At 71.3% G+C, this 18,002-nt stretch carries 18 protein-coding genes; 6 read left to right on the top strand and 12 right to left on the bottom strand.

Going from position 1 to position 18,002, the window contains the following annotated elements:
* The first annotated feature begins 346 nt into the window (after window positions 1–346).
* A complete protein-coding gene (locus tag ACSC1Q_RS30310; protein WP_436762098.1) occupies window positions 347–799 on the top strand; it encodes a YbaB/EbfC family nucleoid-associated protein in 453 nt (150 codons plus the stop codon).
* A gap of 207 nt (window positions 800–1,006) precedes the next feature.
* Here ACSC1Q_RS30310 and ACSC1Q_RS30315 read toward each other — a convergent pair whose 3' ends face one another.
* The 4 genes from ACSC1Q_RS30315 to ACSC1Q_RS30330 all read right to left on the bottom strand — a co-directional run bounded on the left by ACSC1Q_RS30315 (window position 1,007) and on the right by ACSC1Q_RS30330 (window position 3,682).
* Entirely contained in the window at window positions 1,007–1,816 is an 810-nt protein-coding gene (locus tag ACSC1Q_RS30315; RefSeq protein WP_436762099.1) for a hypothetical protein, read from the bottom strand.
* Window positions 1,817–1,845: 29 nt separating this feature from the next.
* Window positions 1,846–2,235 (bottom strand): hypothetical protein, encoded by a 390-nt coding sequence (locus ACSC1Q_RS30320; RefSeq protein WP_436762100.1) that lies wholly within the window; start codon window positions 2,233–2,235, stop codon window positions 1,846–1,848.
* A 216-nt stretch (window positions 2,236–2,451) separates the two neighbouring features.
* Window positions 2,452–2,823 (bottom strand): hypothetical protein, encoded by a 372-nt coding sequence (locus ACSC1Q_RS30325; protein WP_436762101.1) that lies wholly within the window; start codon window positions 2,821–2,823, stop codon window positions 2,452–2,454.
* A 121-nt stretch (window positions 2,824–2,944) separates the two neighbouring features.
* On the bottom strand, window positions 2,945–3,682 hold the full coding sequence (locus ACSC1Q_RS30330; RefSeq protein ID WP_436762102.1) for a pyrimidine reductase family protein: 738 nt from the start codon (window positions 3,680–3,682) through the stop codon (window positions 2,945–2,947).
* Window positions 3,683–3,809: 127 nt separating this feature from the next.
* Between ACSC1Q_RS30330 and ACSC1Q_RS30335 the strand changes: the two genes are divergently transcribed.
* Complete coding sequence (locus tag ACSC1Q_RS30335; RefSeq protein WP_436762103.1) at window positions 3,810–4,214, top strand: hypothetical protein; 405 nt, start codon at window positions 3,810–3,812, stop codon at window positions 4,212–4,214.
* Window positions 4,215–4,230: 16 nt separating this feature from the next.
* On the opposite strand, the gene glgX is transcribed toward ACSC1Q_RS30335, so the two are convergent.
* The 4 genes from glgX to ACSC1Q_RS30355 form a co-directional block, all read right to left on the bottom strand.
* Window positions 4,231–6,351: a glycogen debranching protein GlgX gene (glgX, locus tag ACSC1Q_RS30340; RefSeq protein WP_436762104.1), complete on the bottom strand. Its 2,121-nt coding sequence runs from the start codon at window positions 6,349–6,351 to the stop codon at window positions 4,231–4,233.
* A gap of 312 nt (window positions 6,352–6,663) precedes the next feature.
* Window positions 6,664–7,092, bottom strand: coding sequence for an OsmC family protein (locus ACSC1Q_RS30345; protein WP_436762105.1), 429 nt, complete (start codon window positions 7,090–7,092; stop codon window positions 6,664–6,666).
* A gap of 110 nt (window positions 7,093–7,202) precedes the next feature.
* Window positions 7,203–8,840: an isovaleryl-CoA dehydrogenase gene (locus tag ACSC1Q_RS30350; RefSeq protein WP_436762192.1), complete on the bottom strand. Its 1,638-nt coding sequence runs from the start codon at window positions 8,838–8,840 to the stop codon at window positions 7,203–7,205.
* A 364-nt stretch (window positions 8,841–9,204) separates the two neighbouring features.
* The gene (locus ACSC1Q_RS30355) at window positions 9,205–10,662 is read right to left on the bottom strand and encodes an ankyrin repeat domain-containing protein (RefSeq protein WP_436762106.1); all 1,458 of its coding nucleotides are present in this window, start codon (window positions 10,660–10,662) and stop codon (window positions 9,205–9,207) included.
* 143 nt (window positions 10,663–10,805) lie between these two features.
* Between ACSC1Q_RS30355 and ACSC1Q_RS30360 the strand changes: the two genes are divergently transcribed.
* From ACSC1Q_RS30360 to ACSC1Q_RS30370, 3 genes are all read left to right on the top strand, one after another.
* Window positions 10,806–11,591, top strand: a complete 786-nt coding sequence (locus ACSC1Q_RS30360; RefSeq protein ID WP_436762107.1) for a DUF1707 SHOCT-like domain-containing protein — start codon at window positions 10,806–10,808, stop codon at window positions 11,589–11,591.
* Window positions 11,592–11,692: 101 nt separating this feature from the next.
* Window positions 11,693–12,190 (top strand): SigE family RNA polymerase sigma factor, encoded by a 498-nt coding sequence (locus tag ACSC1Q_RS30365; RefSeq protein WP_436762108.1) that lies wholly within the window; start codon window positions 11,693–11,695, stop codon window positions 12,188–12,190.
* 1 nt (window position 12,191) lies between these two features.
* Window positions 12,192–12,977 carry a hypothetical protein gene (locus ACSC1Q_RS30370; protein ID WP_436762109.1) on the top strand — a complete coding sequence of 262 codons (786 nt, stop codon included), beginning with the start codon at window positions 12,192–12,194 and terminating at the stop codon, window positions 12,975–12,977.
* Between the two features lie 22 nt (window positions 12,978–12,999).
* Here the strand turns inward: ACSC1Q_RS30370 and ACSC1Q_RS30375 are convergent, their stop codons facing one another.
* The 4 genes from ACSC1Q_RS30375 to ACSC1Q_RS30390 all read right to left on the bottom strand — a co-directional run bounded on the left by ACSC1Q_RS30375 (window position 13,000) and on the right by ACSC1Q_RS30390 (window position 16,531).
* Complete coding sequence (locus ACSC1Q_RS30375) at window positions 13,000–13,728, bottom strand: sirohydrochlorin chelatase (protein WP_436762110.1); 729 nt, start codon at window positions 13,726–13,728, stop codon at window positions 13,000–13,002.
* Between the two features lie 29 nt (window positions 13,729–13,757).
* A complete protein-coding gene (locus ACSC1Q_RS30380) occupies window positions 13,758–14,486 on the bottom strand; it encodes a phosphoadenylyl-sulfate reductase (protein ID WP_436762111.1) in 729 nt (242 codons plus the stop codon).
* Window positions 14,487–14,655: 169 nt separating this feature from the next.
* On the bottom strand, window positions 14,656–14,799 hold the full coding sequence (locus tag ACSC1Q_RS30385; protein WP_012893136.1) for a hypothetical protein: 144 nt from the start codon (window positions 14,797–14,799) through the stop codon (window positions 14,656–14,658).
* Between the two features lie 49 nt (window positions 14,800–14,848).
* Entirely contained in the window at window positions 14,849–16,531 is a 1,683-nt protein-coding gene (locus ACSC1Q_RS30390) for a nitrite/sulfite reductase (protein ID WP_436762112.1), read from the bottom strand.
* 617 nt (window positions 16,532–17,148) lie between these two features.
* Here ACSC1Q_RS30390 and ACSC1Q_RS30395 point away from each other — a divergent pair.
* Window positions 17,149–17,988: a TIGR03084 family metal-binding protein gene (locus ACSC1Q_RS30395; RefSeq protein WP_436762113.1), complete on the top strand. Its 840-nt coding sequence runs from the start codon at window positions 17,149–17,151 to the stop codon at window positions 17,986–17,988.
* Window positions 17,989–18,002: the final 14 nt, after the last annotated feature.

An 18,002-nucleotide genomic window follows, 5' to 3' on the forward strand; every position in this document is an offset into this window, starting at 1 on the left:
GTGTGGAGGGTGATTCACCTTCCCATTGAGGGGTGAGATCATCTGTCGGCCGTCCCGCATGTCGTGGATCGGCCACAATGCCGTGGTCCGGGTGGCGCGTCATCGTCCGGGCACCGGCGGGTACGGCAGGTGATTGTGCGGTCCGTCCCGTTGAGTGCCCGGTCCCGCCGCCGTGGCGGCTCCGGGGCGGACCTACCCGCCTCTTCGGCTGGTCGTCCGTGAGGACTTTCCCGGCTCCCGGCCGGCCCACGAGGGTTGTACACCCGTGACACCCGTGTTGTCGCCCGCTGGAGTAATAGAGTGCAGGTGGAGTTCTTTGATCTTGAGTTGTTCACGGGAGGATCGGATGACCACGGCTGACGGCCGCTTCGGGCGGACGGGTGACCCTGAGGTGGACCGGCTGGCGGAGGGGTTCGACAAACTCTCGGCGCGGTACGAGGGGATGCACGAGGAACTGGCCGGGATGCGGGCCCACGGCGAGGCGGCCGACGGGCTGGTGAAGGTGGAGGTCGCCCCCGGCGGGGCCCTGCTGGGCGTCGACATCAACCCCAGGGCCATGAGGCTGGGCTCCGAGGCGCTGGGGGAGGCGATCATGGAGGCCGCCGGGGAGGCCTCGAAGGTGGCGGCCGCCCGGATGAACGAGGTGCTGGCGCCCCTGCTCGGGGGCATGACGGGGTTCAGCGAGGCACTGCAGGGGCGGATGCCCAGCCTGGCCCCGGGAGCCGGTGTCACCGCGGACCCGCAGGTCTCCGAGGCGCTGCGAAGCCTGCGGGAACTGCGCGACAAGTACGAGAGCTGACGCGGCCGTACGAGACGCCGGCACGTACGAGGCCTGACGCGGCCGTACGAGACGCGCGACAGCTACAGGCGCTGCGCGGCCGTACGAGACGCGTGACAGGAACAGGCACCGACGCGGCCGCACGAGATGCGCGGCGAGTGTGAGATCCGGGGTGGTCGGACAGGACGTGGGGCGGGGGCGGTTCGTGCCCTCGCCCCACGTTCGCGATCAGGTGTAGGACCAGCCCTCACCCGGTGACCTGGTCGCGCTCTTACGGGTGATGTCGTCGAAGTCCGTCTTGCCGTCCGTGCCGTCGCTGTCGAGGTTGGCCTGCGGCATGGGGAACTGGTTGTCCGCGCTCATCAGCGCGGTCAGGTTGCCCATGCTGAAGATGACGGCCGCCGTCGCGCCGACGATCGTGTTGACCGCGGTGCCCATCAGCAGCAGCCCGGACGACGCCTGGGTGGCCTGGGCCGCCGCCACCATCGCGGTACCCATCGCGACGGTCGCCGGGGTGGGCGAGGCCATCAGGCGCTTGCCGATCAGCTCGGCGATCTCCGAGGCGATGATGATGCCCAGGAGGCTGTCGACGACCACCCCGGCGTTGTTGACGATCTTGGAGATGTCCGACTGGGCGCTCTGCACCGCGTTGGCCATCTGCAGCGCGGCCGTCTCCAGTTGCTGGACCTCCTGGTAGACCACCCCCATGAACGTGTCGAAGGCCTTGCGGTCCGCGCCCTCCGGCCAGGCGGCCTGGATGGCCTTGAGTTCGTCGTCCCACTCCCTGGTCCGCAGGTGTGCGATCTTCAGGTTGATCGTGCGCCAGTCGTTGAAGACCTTGGTGATGGCCTCGTCGCCCCACGGCTGGGCGAGCAGCCATACGGCCGACGCCCCCGCCGCGGGCCTCGCCAGCGTCCCGGCCAGCTGGATCTTCGCCAGGCTGGCGGCCCACGCGGGGCCGTACGTGCCCAGAGCCTTCATTCCGCCGATGACGGCGCCCTCGGCGAGGGCACCGGTGAAAGCCTCTTCGCCCGCCATGGGGCCTCCCCTCTCCTGGTAGGTGCCGCCTAGTCGGTGGGCCCCAAGTCCTTGCCCTTCGTCGCCGTCTCGAGGTCGGACCTGTCCAGGGCGATCTTGCCCGGCAGGTCGGCCATCTTCTGCGCGTCCTGTACGCGCGTGGCGGTCGCCAGCTCGGCCTCCCGGTAGTGGAGCACCACGCTGAGCAGTCCCGCGTTGATGCCGTCGAGGCACTTGACGAAGTCGGCGGCCTGCTTGGACTGGTACTCGCGGGCCGGGGTGTAGTTGTTGGCCACCGTGACCGCGCCGATGACGCCCCACTGGAGGGGGTCGAGATGGGTGCCCCCGGCCAGGGTGTCGACCTGCTCCGCGATGGGGCGGAGAGTGCCGATCAAGTTCTGGGTCGCGGCCTTGAGGGCCTCGGTGTTGACGTCGACCACCGTGCACCGGCCTCCTGGATGTCATGCGCGCCACGCCCCCGTGACACGACTCCGGATTTCCTGTCCATGAACGAGGAGTAAACCAGGAGTGGCACCAACATCACAGACATCTATCGATCTTTGTGGCAAAGATCAAAAAATACCCGGCACGGGCGACGTTCGGCCGTGCCGGGAAATCTCCCGGATGCGGGAGCGGGGAGAGGGGAAGGGGAGAGGTCAGCCCTGGCGGCGCCGCCCGAGGGTGAACGACACGTTCACGCCGATGATCCCGACCCACATGAGCACCAGGATGAACCCGAGGAGTGAGTCGCCCAGGCCGGAGAAGGACGCCGCGATCGTCCCCGGCACGCCGAGCCCGAGGGAGATGATCGCCAGGGCCAGCCGCTGCCCGGCGTCCACGGAGGGGCGGACCGCTGGGCTCGTCTCGCGTGCGCGGGCGGCGATCCGGTCGTCCACCCGCTTGTCGATCTCCTGGTCCACCTTCTCCAGGAAACCCTCGACGAGGGAGTCTTCGTATTCCGGCCCGAGGTGGCGGCGGGCCTCGATCGAGGCGCGCAGTTCGTCACCGGAGGGAGATGTTCGAGGCATATTCGAGATATATCGCTTCTTTGCGGTGATGTCCATACGAAAACCGTCCCGGCCTCGCCGACCGCGGGAACCTTTCGAGCCCCGCGTCACCTTCGTGCCGAGAGTTCCGGGAATCAAGGACTCAAGAAGTCACGGCCTCCCCGGGCCGCCGGACGTACCGGGTGAAGAGGAACCCCTCGTCCTCCAGGACGTGGGCCAGGCGCAGGCGCGCGAGCGAGGACGGGCCGTCGAGGACCCTGGCGGCGTCACCGCCGATCAGCACCGGGCTCACCGTGAGGCAGAGCTCGTCGACCAGATCGGCGGCGGCCAGCTGGGCGTTGACCTTCGGGCCGCCCTCGCACAGCACCCGGCCCAGGCCGCGCTCGGCGAGCTCCCGCATCGCCAGCGCCGGATCCACCCGCTCGTCCCCGGCCACGATCACGTCGGCGTGCCTGGCGGCCTCCTCGCGGCGTTCCCTGGGCGCGGCCTCGCAGGTGATGACGATCGTCCGCGCGTACGGCTCCGCCTCCGCGAACAGCGGGCCCGACAGGTCGAGGTCGAGCCCGCGGGTGATCACCGCCACCGGCGGGGCGGCCGGGCGGCCCTCGCGCAGCCCTCGCCACGACGGCCTGGGCCGCGCCGGGCCGTACCCCTCGGCCCGTACGGTCGCCGCCCCGGCCAGGACGACGTCGGCCAGCCCGCGCAGCACCCAGAAGACGTGGCGGTCGCCCCTGCCGGACAGCTCGCCCGACAACCCCTTCAGCCAGGTCCCGCCGTCGGCGCTGGCGACCATGTTGATCCGGAGGCACGGCCCGTCCGGGTAGGCGTAGGCCCGCGCGAGGTCGACCTCGGCCGAGCTCTCGGGATGGATGAGGCGCATTGCCCTACCTTCGCACGAAGGTGGCCTGTGAGCTTTCCCAGCGTGGTCGATAACGGTTGTGATGGCTTGTAGTGACTTCGGACGGCTCCCGATACATGATTCATCCTGGGAGACACGGGAGGGCTGTGTGGGGCTTGTCGCGATCGTGACATGGTCGATCACCGCGATGGTCGGGATCTACCTGCTGTACGTGTGGCTCTCGGGGGGAGGGCTGCACCAGCAGGCGACCAAGGTCACCCGCTTTCCGACATTGCTGATCTTCGCCCATCCGGTCCTGGCGGTCTCCGCCCTGGCCTGCTGGGTCGTCTACGTGCTCACCCTGGACGCGCTCTTCGCCTGGCTGTCGTTCGGCGTGCTCTCGGCCTCCGCGCTGCTGGGCTTCACGATGTTCACCCGCTGGCTGGGCGGTGGCCGCCACGCCCGCGGCGCCGAGCAGCGCTTCCCCGTGGTCGCCGTCCTGCTGCACGGCGTCGTGGGGGTGGTGACGTTCGTGCTCGTCCTGCTCACCGCCGCGGTCGCGTCCGGCGCCTGAGGAGCACCGGAGATCCCTACGGGCGCGCGCAGCGCAGGATCCGCACCGAGCGCGCGGTCACCTCCACCGAGGCGTCGGCCGGCCACGACTCCTCGGCGAACGGGGACTCGCCGGGACCCTCGTCCGCGGTGTCCAGCACGCGCTGCCACCGCTTGCCGTACCTCGCCTCGGGCAGGGTGAAGGACATGTCCTCGTGGTGGGCGTTGATCAGGAGCAGGAACGAGTCGTCCGCGATGCGCTCGCCGCGCGTGCCCGGTTCGGTGATGGCGTCGCCGTTCAGGAAGACGGTCAGCGACTTGGCGTAGCCGGTGTGCCAGTCACCGGCCGACATCTCCTCGCCGGCCGGGGTGAGCCAGACGATGTCGCGGGTCCCGTCGTCGGCCTTGTGGCCGTGGAAGAAGCGGCGCCGCTGGAACACCGGGTGCTCGCGCCGCAGCTTGGACAGGCCCCTGACGAAGCCGAGGAGGTCCGCCTCGTCGTTGACCAGCGACCAGTCGATCCAGGAGATCTCGTTGTCCTGGCAGTAGGCGTTGTTGTTGCCGCGCTGGGTCCTGCCGAACTCGTCCCCGGCCAGCAGCATCGGCACGCCCTGGGAGATGAACAGGGTGACCAGGAGGTTGCGGCGCTGGCGGCGGCGCAGGTTCACGATCTCCGGGTCCTCCGCCGGGCCCTCGGCCCCGCAGTTCCACGACCGGTTGTCGTCGGTGCCGTCGCGGTTGTTCTCCTTGTTGGCCTCGTTGTGCTTGTGGTCGTAGGAGACCAGGTCGGTCAGGGTGAACCCGTCGTGGCAGGTGACGAAGTTGATGGAAGCGACCGGGCGGCGCCCCGAGATGGCGTAGAGGTCGGCGGACCCGGTCAGCCGGGAGGCGAACTCCGGCAGCGCGGACCCGCTCCCGCGCCAGAAGTCGCGCACGCTGTCGCGGTACTTGCCGTTCCACTCCATCCACAGCGGCGGGAAGTTGCCCACCTGGTAGCCGCCGGGGCCCACGTCCCACGGTTCGGCGATCAGCTTCACCTGGGAGATCACCGGGTCCTGCTGGATCAGGTCGAAGAAGGCGCTCAGCCGGTCGACGTCGTGCAGCTCGCGGGCGAGGGCGGAGGCCAGGTCGAACCTGAAGCCGTCCACGTGCATCTCCAGCACCCAGTAGCGCAGCGAGTCCATGATCAGCTGGAGGGCGTGCGGGGAGCGGACGTTGAGGGAGTTGCCGCAGCCGGTGTAGTCGAGGTAGTAGCGCCGGTCGCCGTCGTGCAGGCGGTAGTACGAGCGGTTGTCGATGCCGCGGAAGCCCAGCGTGGGCCCCATGTGGTCGCCCTCGGCGGTGTGGTTGTAGACCACGTCGAGGATGACCTCGATGCCCGCCTCGTGCAGCGCCCGCACCATCCCCTTGAACTCCATCACCTGCTCGCCGCGCTGTCCCGAGCCGGAGTAGGCGGCGTGCGGGGCCAGGTAGGCGATCGTGTTGTAGCCCCAGTAGTTGGTCAGTCCCCGGGCGACCATCGCGTGCTCGGGCACGTACTGGTGCACCGGCATCAGCTCCACCGCGGTCACGCCCAGGCTCAGCAGGTGCTCGACGACCGCCGGGTGGCCCAGCCCCGCGTAGGTGCCGCGCTGCTCCTCGGGCACCGCGGGGTGGCGCATCGTGAGCCCGCGCACGTGCGCCTCGTAGATGACGGTCTGGTGGTACGGCGTCCGGGGCGACCTGTCGTTGCCCCACTCGAAGAACGGGTTGACCACCACGTTCTTCGGCATGAAGGGCGCGGTGTCCTCGTCGTTGCGGTTGCCCGGGTCGGTGAACCGGTACGAGAACATCGCCTCGTTCCATTTCACGTCACCCTCGACGGCCTTGGCGTAGGGATCGAGGAGCAGCTTGGAAGGGTTGCAGCGGTGTCCCTGTGAGGGGTTGTAGGGGCCGTGGACGCGGTAGCCGTACCGCTGTCCCGGCATGATCCCCGGGACGTAGCCGTGCCAGACGAATCCGTCGACCTCGGTCAGCTCGACGCGCTCCTCGCGGCCGTCGTCTCCGAAAAGGCAGAGTTCGATACGCTCCGCTACCTCGGAGAACAGTGAGAAGTTGGTGCCCACGCCATCCCAGGTGGCGCCGAGCGGATAGGACTCTCCCGGCCAGACTGCGCGCATGTGACCCTTTCTCCTCTGGTCAGGCTCCCTATGTGCAGGGTGTTTCCGCCCTTGTCACTTTAAGGTGGTAATGAGGAGTTTCGTTATGCGGGGTATGGCGTGCTTTCCGTACCTACCGTTTCCGTGCGCGCCACGCGACCACGCGTGACCGGAGCGGTACGCGTGGCCGCGAAGGCGTCGTGATCGGCCCGCCGCCGGCCACCCTCGGTGACCGGTTCGAGGCGACCGTCCACTCCGGGGCGGTCACCCGTGGTGAACGCCCCGCGGAGCGGTCCGGCCGCCGTCATCCCGACCGCGAGAGCATGACCGCGATCAGCTCAGCAGCTCGGCGTCGAGGCTGATCGTCGTGCCGGAGAGGGCCTTGCTCACCGGGCAGTTCGCCTTGGCGGTCTCGGCCGCCTCCTGGAACTGCTCGGCCGTCAGGCCGGGAACCTGGGCGCGGACCGAGATGACGATCCCGGTGATGCCCTCGCCCGGCTGGAAGGTCACGTCGGCCTTCGTCTCCACGGTCTGGGGCGGGGTGCCGGCCTGGGCCAGGCCGTGGGAGAGGGCCATCGAGAAGCACGAGGAGTGGGCGGCCGCGATGAGCTCCTCGGGGGAGGTCTTGCCGTTGGCCTGCTCGGCGCGCGAGGGCCAGGACACGTCGAACGTGCCCACCCCCGAGGAGTCGAGGGAGACGCTGCCCGAACCGTCGAGCAGGGCGCCCTTCCACTGGGTCGTCGCGGTACGTGTCGTCGCCATGGCGATTGTCCTTTCGATCATGAACCGTTGGCCATGACCGACCCTACTCGGCGTCGTCACCCGGCCGTGACCCGGAGCGCCCCGTTGTCCCGGAACCCGGAGGACAGGGATCAGAACGAGGCGCGCTCGATGAGGGCGTCCAGGTCCAGGCCGGTGGGCAGGGTGCCGAAGGCGCGGCCCGCGTCGCCGGACAGGCGCGAGACGCAGAAGGCGTCGGCCACGGCCGGGGGAGCCAGCCGGACGAGCAGGGAGCCCTGCAGCACCAGCGCCATGTCCTCGGCGACGCGACGGGCCCGGATCTCGAAGTCGGTGGTGTCGTCGAGGGACTTGCGCAGGCGGTCGGCGGCGGCGTCCAGGTGCCGGTCGGCCCCGGAGGCGAGCGCGATCTCGGCGAAGAACGCCTCCTGGGCCTCGGGCTCGCGGGCCAGGGCGCGCAGCACGTCCAGCGCCGCGACGTTCCCCGAACCCTCCCAGATGCCGTTCAGCGGCGATTCGCGGAACAGCCGCGGCATCTGCGACTCCTCGACGTAGCCGTTGCCCCCCAGGCACTCCAGCGCCTCCACCGCGTGGACCGGGGCGCGCTTGCAGACCCAGTACTTGCTCACGGCCAGCGCGGTGCGGCGCAGCGCGGCCTCGGCCTGGTCGCCGGCGATGGCCCGGTCGGTGGCCCCGGCCAGCCGCGTCATCAGGACGGTCGCCGCCTCCGACTCCAGGGCCAGGTCGGCCAGGACGTTGCGCATCAGCGGCTGCTCGGCGAGCCTCCTGCCGAACGCGCCGCGGTTCCTCGCGTGGTGGACGGCCTGCGTGACGCCGTACCGCATGCCGGCCGCCGAGCCGATCACGCAGTCCAGCCGGGTCATGTTGACCATCTCCAGGATGGTCCGCAGCCCCCGGCCCTCCTCGCCCACCAGCCAGGCCGTCGCGCCGTGGTACTCCACCTCGGCGCTGGCGTTCGACCTGTTGCCCAGCTTGTCCTTCAGCCGCATCAGGTGGACGGCGTTGCGGGTCCCGTCGGGAAGGACGCGGGGGAGCAGGAAGCACGACAGCCCGCCGGGGGCCTGGGCGAGGACGAGGAACACGTCGCACATCGGGGCGGAGTTGAACCACTTGTGGCCGGTCAGGAGGTAGCTCCCGTCGGCCTGCGGTTCGGCCCGGGTGGTGCCCGCGCGCACGTCGGAGCCGCCCTGCTTCTCGGTCATCGCCATCCCGGCGAGCACGCCGCGCTTGCCGAGCGGCGGGCGCAGCCCGAAGTCGTAGCTCCGGGAGGCGAGCAGGGGCTCCCAGTCGGCGGCGAGCGCCGGGCTGTGGCGCAGCGCGGCGATCGAGGCGTAGGTCATCGAGATCGGGCAGCCGTGCCCGGCCTCGACCTGGCTCCAGACGTAGAACTTGGCGGCGCGGGCCACGTGCGCGCCAGGCCTCGCGCTCGACCACGGGGTGGCGTGCATGCCGTTGTCGACGGCGACGGCCATCAGCTCGTGCCAGGCGGGATGGAACTCCACCTCGTCGATCCGCCGCCCGTACCGGTCGTGGGTGCGCAGGACGGGCGGGTGCTCGTTCGCCAGCCGTCCCCAGTCCTGGGCCTGCTCGGAACCGGCGAGGAGGCCGAGCCGCCGCAGTTCCCCGGTGGCCCACCCCGCGCCCTCGCGGGCCAGGCCGTCGATCAGGGCGGCGTCGGCGGACACGTCGTGCCCGGTGAGCGGGTGGGCCTGGTTGAAGACGTCATGGGTCACGTGCGGCCTCCGGTGCATCATCCGGCTCGTCGCCGGCTTCTGTGCCTATCTCAACATCCTTCTGCGGGGCTGGCGCCCTTTATTAGGCGCTATATCCGATTTTCGTTCATAGTTGGCCACCGGTTGCCGGACGTTCGTCCCGCCTTACCCGGCCGGCACCGGCCGGGCGGTGGCGCGTACGGCGGCCCACGCCCGCCCACGCCCGCCCCCGGCCGCACAAGTGCCGCACGAGTGCCGGGCGAGTGCCGGGCGAGTGACAGGGCGGTCGCGGGAGCGGACCGTGAGGTTCGGCCGTCCGCTCCCGGCCGCGCGGGTGGCCGGCCGGCCCCGGTCCGGATGACGCCGGGGAGTGGCGGGGCGGGGAACGCCCGGCCGGCGCGGGTCAGGGGTTCTTGACCAGGTCGCGGATGTAGTCGTCGTCCTCGTCGCTCTCGGCGAGCACGCGGTCGGTGCCCCGCTGGGCCCGCGCGTCGCCCCGGGTGGCCAGGCCCCGGGTGGCCTCGGCGACCGTGTTCAGGTCCTCGTCGTCGAGCCTGGCGGCCAGCGCGTCGCGGATCCGCTCGCTGTCCTTCGGGTCCTCCGCCAGGCCCGCCAGGCCCATGGTGGCCCAGTCGCGTACCTCCGCGTCGGGGTCCTCCGTCATGGAGACGAGCAGCGCGAGCCCCTCGGCGTGGCCCGGGGGCAGGACGGCGGCCAGCGCGGCGGGATCGGCCTGGGTGCGGGTCCAGCCGCCGGCGGTGACGATCTCCAGCACCTCGGGCAGGGCGCGCGGGTCGGCGTGGTGGCCGAGCGCGCCGAGCACCGAGCGCAGCACCCGCTCGTCGCCCTCGGTGGCCGCCATCCGCCGCAGGATCGGCAGCGCCTCCTCCAGGTAGGGCTTCTCGTCGTCGGTGAACCCGAACTGGGCGATCACGTCGACGGCGAACTCACGCTTGCGCGGATCCTCGCTGGAGCACAGCCGGGCCACCGCGTCGAAGGTCTCCCCGTCGCCGCGAGCGCTCAGCGAGCTCGCCACGGTCCACCAGGTCTCGGCCTCCTCGTCGACGTCCCGGTACGGCATCGCCCGCTCGACCAGGTCGTCGAACGGCAGCCGCTCGCCGGTGGCGTCCTCCAGCAGGGTGGCGACGGCCGCGTGCCCGCGCTGGCAGGTGAGCTCGGCCAGGCGGGTCCCGTCGGGGCCCACCGCCGCGACGGTCACCAGGTCGGTGCCGTCCTTCGCCCTGCTGCGGCCCACGACGAACTGCGAGTCCTCGGGGACCTGCTCGGTGAGCTGCTCCAGGAGCGCGCTCTCCAGCTGGGTGCCCAGCCAGTCGTAGGCGATGGACAGCGGCGTGTCGCCGTCGCCGTCGGGCCGGTCGGCCTCGGCGCCCTTCTCCAGCAGTGCCTGCGCGACCCCCAGGGCGCCGCGCCGGGCGGCCAGGGTGAGCGCGGTGTCGCCGGTCTCGGTGGCGTCCTCGGGGTTCGCCCCGGCGGCGAGCAGCGCGCGGGCCGCGTCGGCCCGCCCGTTGGCGGCGGCCCAGAGCAGGGCGGTCCACCCCCCGGCCTCCCGCCCCGACACGTCGGCACCGGCGGCCAGCAGCGCCTCCAGGGCCTCGACGCGGTCCAGGGCGGCGGCGGCGGACAGGGGCAGTCCCCCGTCCTCGCCGCCGCTGATCCGGTTGGGGTCGGCTCCGTGGGCCAGCAGGGCGCGTACGACGGCCACGCGGCCCCGGTTCGATGCCAGGTAAAGGGCGGTGGGCTCTTCCGCGCCCTCGGGGTCGGCGCTCGTGCCGTCCCGCAGCAGCCGCTCGGCCCGCTCGGCGTCGTTGGCCGCCACCGCGTCCAGGAGTTCTCGGTACATGTCTCCGGATCATATGGCGTGCCCCACCGGCTCGGCCGTACGCGGGCCGCGCGCCCGGCGAGGAGCCGTCATCCGATGTGATTATCGGGCTTCCTCCCGTTGAGGGATCCTCTATCGGGTCAGCTCGCGATATGTTGTGAGTTATGAATGATCCCGGGGAAATGCGGGTCTCGGACGCGGAGCGGGAAGCCAGCGTCGAGCGGTTGCGGGTCGCCTCCGTCGAGGGCCGCCTCACCCTCGGGGAGCTGACCGAGCGCACCGAGGCGGCGTACAACGCCCGTACCCAGGCGGAGCTGGCGGTGATCACCTCGGACCTGCCCGGCGGGCATCCGGCCCCCGCGCCCGCCTACCGCCCGCCCCCGCCGGAGCGCGGCCAGGTGCGGCGCTGGTTCGTGGCGGTGATGAGCAGCTCCAAGCGGCGCGGTTCGTGGCGGATCGACAAGCCGCTCGGCGCCGTCGCCGTGATGGGCGACGTCCTGCTGGACCTGCGCCAGGCCGAGGTACGCACCGGGGGAGTGGTCGACATCATGGCCACCGCGGTCATGGGCAACGTGAAGATCATCGTCCCCGACGGGGTGGACGTCGAGCTCGACGGCATCGCCGTCATGGGCGACAAGAAGGTCCAGGTCATCGAGGCGCCCCCGGGCACGAACGCGCCGCTCGTCCGGGTCACCGCCTACGTCCTCATGGGAGACGTCAAGGTGGTCGGGGACGCCAAGACCAAGCCCCTCAAGAAGGCCATAGCCGCCTGGCGCAAGCAGTGGGACGAGCTGCGCGAGCTCACCGGCGAGTACGGCCACTACCCGTCCGGGCCGGGTTCCCACCATCTCCACCCCTCCCACCCGGAGCACCCCCGGCACTCGCACGCACCCCAGTGGCCCCCGGCGCCGCCCCAGCCTCCCCACCCCCCGCAGCCGCCCCGCCACTGAAGACGGCCCCGCCCTCGGCGGGTGGCTCCGGGACACGTGCAACGTCTCGGGATCTCCACGGCGTAGTGATCGGTGACATACACCGACAGTGAGGATCCCCGATGCGAGATCGGGCTGACTTCGAGCACTACGTGGAGCAGCGCTCGGCCCGCCTGTTACGGGCCGCCTACCTGCTGTGCCGTGACTGGGGCACGGCGGAGGACCTGTTGCAGACGGCCCTGGCCAAGGCGTGGCTCGCCTGGCGGAGGGTGGGCGACGATCCGGACCCGTACGTCTACCGCATCCTGGTCAACACCCACGTCACCTGGTGGCGGCGCAGATGGCGCGGAGAGGTGCCGAGCGCGGTCCTCCCCGAGGCGCCGGACGGCGACGCGACGGACGCGCTGGCCACGCGGGAGGCGGTCCGCCAGGCCCTGGCCAGGCTTCCCGGCAGGCAGCGGGCCGTGATCGTCCTGCGCTACTTCGCCGACCTGCCCGACCAGCGGATCGCCGAGATCCTCGGCTGCTCGGTGGCGACCGTACGCAGCCAGGCCAGCCGGGCACTGCGCAAGCTGCGCGTCGATCCCGCGGCCGTCGCCGCCATCACCACGGGGAGCTGAGATGACGATCACCGAATCAGAGCTGCGCGAGATCCTGAACGGGGACGAGGGCGAGGGGCGCGACAGAGGCGTGACCGTCGCCGGTGTCCACCGGCGCGTCCGCGCGATCAGGCGCCGCCGCCGCTGGACGGCGGGCGGCGCGGTCGCGGCCACCCTCGTCGTCGCGGTGGCTCTCAACACACCCGCGGGCGGCGTCGCCGACGACCCGGACGTCTGGACCGGTGTCATGGCCCAGCCGTCCCCCACCATCCCGACGACGTCACAGCCGCTGGGAGAGCCGCACCCCCTCCGTCAACTCGCGAACCGCACCTACAAGACCGGCGGGACACGCGAGGAGCTCCGGATCGGATCCGGGAACTACCTGCTGGGAGTGCACGTCTACTGCTCCGGGCCACTGCGACGGGTGATCGTCTGGGTTGGTGACGCTCCTCCCCGCAGGCGGCTCTGCGGAACCGGTCCCGATGGCCATCCCATGGACATCAGCGAGACCCCGGCCGCGACTCCCCTGGCCGACGGGCAGACCGTGTTCGCGGCCGTACTGCCCGGCGAGATCGAAAGCGCGGGCAGTACGGCCGCTGAGCTGGTCGAGGGGATGGACGGTTTCTTCGAGGGCTGGGAGGAGCGACTCGCCGCGGCGGAGCCCTTCCCTCTCGAGTGGTCGGTCGTGGCGCGGGAGGTGATCCCCCCGGTCTGCCGGGACAACGTACGCCAGCTGGATCCGCGCACCGGGGAGATGGTCCGCCTGAGCTGTGAGGGCGCGGGCGGCACACCTTCGGGCACGTCCTGAGCGGCTCCGCTCGCACGGGGGCTCAGGCGGTGGCCAGGGCCCTGTGCCGGGACGCGGCCCGCTCGTAGCGTTCGAGCAGCACCTCGGCGACCTCGGGGGCCGCGCCCAGCACGTCGGCGACGGCGTCGGCGCCCGCGGCCAGGGTCTCGCGGCGGATCTTGTCGGCGAAGTGGCCGGGGGCGAGCAGGTAGGGGGCGACCACGACCCGCGAGGCTCCCGAGCGGCGCAGGCGCAGCACGGCCTCCTCGGGGGTGGGGCCGGCGGCCGAGGCGTAGGCGGCGGTCACCGACCGCCAGCCGCGCAGCCTCGCCCAGTCCCCGGCGATCCCGGCGACCGTCGCGTTGGCCCGCCGGTCACTGGAACCGGCCGAGACCAGCACCACGGCGGTGCCGGGCTCGCCGGGCGCCACGCCCGCCTCGGCCAGGCGCCGCTCCAGCGCGGTGACCAGCAGCGGGTGCGGGCCCAGGGTGGCGCCCGCGCGCACGCGCAGCAGGGGCCTGCGGGCCGTCGTCTCGGCCAGCGCGCCGGGGATGTCGACCCGGCTGTGGTAGGCCTCGGTGAGCAGCAGCGGCAGCACCGCCGCCTCGGCCAGCCCCGACAGCGCCATGGGGAGCGTCGGGGAGGCGTGGTCGAGGTAGGCGGTGCGCACGAGGAGCTCGGGCCGCGCTTCCCGTACCAGGTCGAGCAGGTCCTCCACCGTCGCGGCGGCGCGCGGGTCGCGGGACCCGTGTGCCACCGCTACCAGCGGCATCGCGGGAGCCGTGCCGGAGGCACGCCACGTCATACGTGGAGCCCGCACTCGGTCTTGCCCATGCCCGCCCAGCGGCCGCTGCGCGGGTCCTCGCCCGGGGCGACCTGGCGGGTGCAGGGGGCGCAGCCGATCGAGGGGTAGTCGTCGTAGTGCAGCGGGTTGATCAGCACCCCGTTGTCGGCCATGTAGTTGTCGACGTCCTCCTGCGTCCACCTGGCGATCGGGTTGATCTTGACCATCTGGCGCTTGGCGTCCCACTCGACGACCTTGATCCCGGCGCGGGTGACGGCCTCGTCGCGGCGGATGCCGGAGACCCAGGCGAGGTACGGCTCCAGGGCGCGGTTGAGCGGCTCGACCTTGCGCAGGTAGCAGCACAGGTCGGGGTTGCGCCCGAACAGGCGCGGCCCCAGGTCGCGCTCCTGCTCGGCCACCGTGCGCGACGGCTTCACGTCGATCACGTTCACGTCGTAGACCTGCTGGACGGCGTCGCGGGTGCCCATCGTCTCGGCGAAGTGGTATCCGGTGTCGATGAACAGCACGTCCACACCCGGCTTGACCCGGCTGACCAGGTCGATCAGCAGGGCGTCGCTCATCGAGGCGGTCAGGCAGAGCCGGTCGCCGAAGGTCGCCGCCGCCCAGCGGATGATCTCCAGGGCCGAGGCGTCCTCCAGGAACCGCGCGGCGGACTCGACGATCTCCTGCAGATCGAGCGTCCCCCGCTGCTGACGTAACCCGACTTCGATGTCCACCAGTGTCATCGCTCGTTCACCCAATCCTCATTCGCCGCGCCGGCGGGTCGTGCCGCGCGGACATCTGCGCTCGTCGTCGTGCCGGAACCCACCGTGCGGGCCGCGCGGGCCGCGGTGACCTCTCCGGCCGGAGAGGTCACCGCGGTCGTCACGTTCGCCGCGCCGGATTCGCCGCGCGTCACGAGCGCACCCCGATTCCGAGAAACTTCAGCTTGAAGGCGCGCACGCACGACCGGCAGTACCAGCCGCCGTCGCCCTCGTAGGGCTCCAGGTCTTCCTCACCGCAGTACGGGCAGTGAAAGGGAACGGCTCGCTCGCTCATCCGTCCCTCCTCGTCCCGCTCGTCCGCGGCCGGCCGGTGTGACGGCCGTTCACTTCAGGTCCGCGTCGTCGGCGCGCTGCACCCAGTCGGAGAAGGTCTCGTCGTCGTCCTTCTGCTTCTCGAAGTTGCGGAGCACGCGCTCCACGTAGTCGGGAAGATCCTCGGAGGTGGTCTTCAGGCCGCGGACCTTGCGGCCGAAGCCGGGGTTGACGCCCAGCGAGCCGCCCAGGTGGATCTGGAAGCCCTCGACCTGCTCGCCCTCGTCGTTGACGACGAGCTGCCCCTTGAGGCCGATGTCGGCGACCTGGATGCGGGCACAGGAGTTGGGGCAGCCGTTGACGTTGATGGTGAGCGGGCTCTTGAAGTCGGGCAGCCGCTGCTCAAGCTCGTCGATCAGGTTGGCCGCGGTGACCTTGGTCTCGACGATGGCCAGCTTGCAGAACTCGATCCCGGTGCACGCCATGGTCTGGCGGCGGAAGGTGGAGGGGTTGACCCGCAGGTCGCCCGCCTCCAGCTCGGCGACGAGGCTGTCGACCCTGTCGGGCGCGACGTCGAGGATGACCATCTTCTGCTCGACCGTGGTGTGCACCCGGTCGGAGCCGTGCCGCTCGGCGATGTCGGCGATCAGGTGCAGCTTGTCGCCGTCGAGGCGGCCGACCTTGGGGGCGAAGCCGACGTAGAAGTTGCCGTCCTTCTGCGGGAAGACGCCCACGTGGTCCCTGCGCCCGCCGCGCGGCCGCTCGGGCGCGGGGCCGTCGGGCAGGGTGTGGCCCAGGTATTCCTTCTCCAGGACGTCGCGGAACTTCTCGGGACCCCAGTCGTTGATCAGGAACTTGATCCTGGCCCGGTGGCGCAGGCGGCGGTAGCCGTAGTCGCGGAAGATGCCGATCACGCCGCCGTAGGCGGGGGCGACCTGGTCCGGGGTGAGGAAGACGCCCAGCCGCTTGCCCAGCATCGGGTTGGTCGACAGGCCGCCGCCCACCCACAGGTCGAAGCCGCGCTCGCCGTTCTCGTTCACGACGCCCACGAACGCCACGTCGTTGATCTCGTGCACGGTGCAGTGCGCCGGGCACCCGCTCACCGCGGACTTGAACTTGCGCGGCAGGTTGGAGAAGGCCGGGTCGCCGATGTAGGTGTCGTAGATCTCCCGGATCTGCTCGGAGCCGTCGATGACCTCGTCGGTGTCGATCCCGGCCAGCGGGCAGCCCAGGATGACGCGCGGGGTGTCGCCACAGGCCTCGGTGGTGGACAGGCCCACCGACTCCAGGCGCTCCCAGATGTCGGGAACGGCCTCGATCTCGATCCAGTGCAGCTGGATGTTCTGCCGGTCGGTGACGTCGGCGGTGCCCCGGCCGTAGAGGTTGGAGATGTCGGCGATGACGCGCAGCTGGGCCAGGTTGAGCTTGCCGCCGTCGATCCTGACGCGGAGCATGAAGTAGCGGTCGTCGAGCTCCTCCGGCTCCAGGATCGCGGTCTTGCCGCCGTCGATCCCGGGCTTGCGCTGGGTGTAGAGCCCGAACCAGCGCATCCGGCCGCGCAGGTCGGCGGGGTCGATGGAGTCGAAGCCGCGCTTGGAGTAGACGTCGATGATCCGCTGACGGACGTTGAGGCCGTCGTCGTTCTTCTTGTTCTCCTCGTTCTTGTTCAGTGGCTCGCGGTAACCGAGAGCCCACTGACCTTCGCCGCGCGGGCGCTTGTGATGTCGATTCGCCGACCGGGCAGGGGTCGTCATGCGCGCGTCCTCATTGTGGCTCGATGGAATGATTTCCGGACGCGCACGGGCGGCACCTCCCGCCTCATCGTCGAGTGCGGGGGTCGATTACTCAGAAGAGGACGCCTGTTACGCGGCCGAGCTGGGTGAAATCAGCAGGGGGCGACGGTTAACGGACGTCACAACAGATGGCACTGCGGACACGCAGGAGGTCGACGTGGCGTCGCACGACGAGCAATGGGTCCGCTGGCATGTCTACGACGATACCCCGGGCCTCGTGGATGTCCAACGTCAGGTCCACTATCTGGACTCGGACATGGACACGGAGGTGGGCTCGGGTGGACTTGGGCGGGGACGCGGGCGTGGGGATCCGGGCCCGCGCCGGGGCGCCGGAGGGGCCGGGGCGGGATCCGGTCATCCCCGGCGGAGCGGGATCCGGGTCATCCCTGACGCGGCCAGTCCAGCGCCGACTCACTGGGTTTCGGGGCGGGCTGGTGCTGGCAGTCGCACCACGAGCCTCCCCGGCACGTCTCGTGCCGCCGCTCCTTGCAGTCCTCGCAGATCATGGGTCCATTCTGCGCCGTTCCCTCTAGAACGTCACTCGGTTACCCTTGTCTGGGCCGGGACATGGAGGCGTCATGGGCTTGATGGACGAGCTGCTGGCGGACCTGCGCGCCGAGACGGCCGAGTTCGACGCCATGATCGAGGGGCTCGGCCCTGACGAGTGGGAGCTGCCCACCCCGGCCGAGGGCTGGGCGGTCCGGGACCAGGTCGGCCACCTCGCCTGGTTCGACGACGCCGCCACCGTCTCCGCCGACGATCCCGGGGCGTTCCGCGCCGCCCTGCCCGCGTTCCTCGCCCGCGGGGACTCCGCGGTGGACGAGCTCGCCGCCGCCTCGCGCGGCCTGACCGCCGCCCAGCTCCACGAGTGGTTCCGCGAGGCGAGGGCCCGCGGCCTGGAGTCCTTCGCCCGGCTGGACGCCGGTGCCAGGCTGCCCTGGTACGGCCCAGGGATGTCGGCCGCGTCCTTCGTCACCGCGCGCCTGATGGAGACCTGGGCCCACGGGCAGGACGTGGCGGACGCGCTCGGCGTCACGCGCGTGCCTACCGCCAGGCTCAGGCACGTGGCGACGCTCGGGGTGCGCGCCATGCCGTACGGCTTCGCGGTGCGCGGCCTGGAGCCGCCGTCGCGCCCGGTTCGGGTGGAACTGGCCATGCCCGACGGGTCTCCGTGGGAGGCCGGGCCCCCGGACGCCGCCGACGTGGTCCGCGGCTCCATGGTCGACTTCTGCCTCCTGGTGGTCCGGCGCCGCCACCTCGCCGACACGTCCCTCCAGGTACGCGGCGAGACCGCCCGGACGTGGACCGCGATCGCCCAGGCCTTCGCCGGGCCGCCGGGCAAGGGGCGCGCCCCACTCGGGCCGGGACAAGGGACGGGTTCCTCCACCTGGGCCGGGCGAGCCGGGCAGGCGAAGTAAGCCGGGTAAGCCGG

It is taken from the genome of Streptosporangium heterodermiicola (genome assembly GCF_051390675.1).
Lineage (GTDB): Bacteria > Actinomycetota > Actinomycetes > Streptosporangiales > Streptosporangiaceae > Streptosporangium.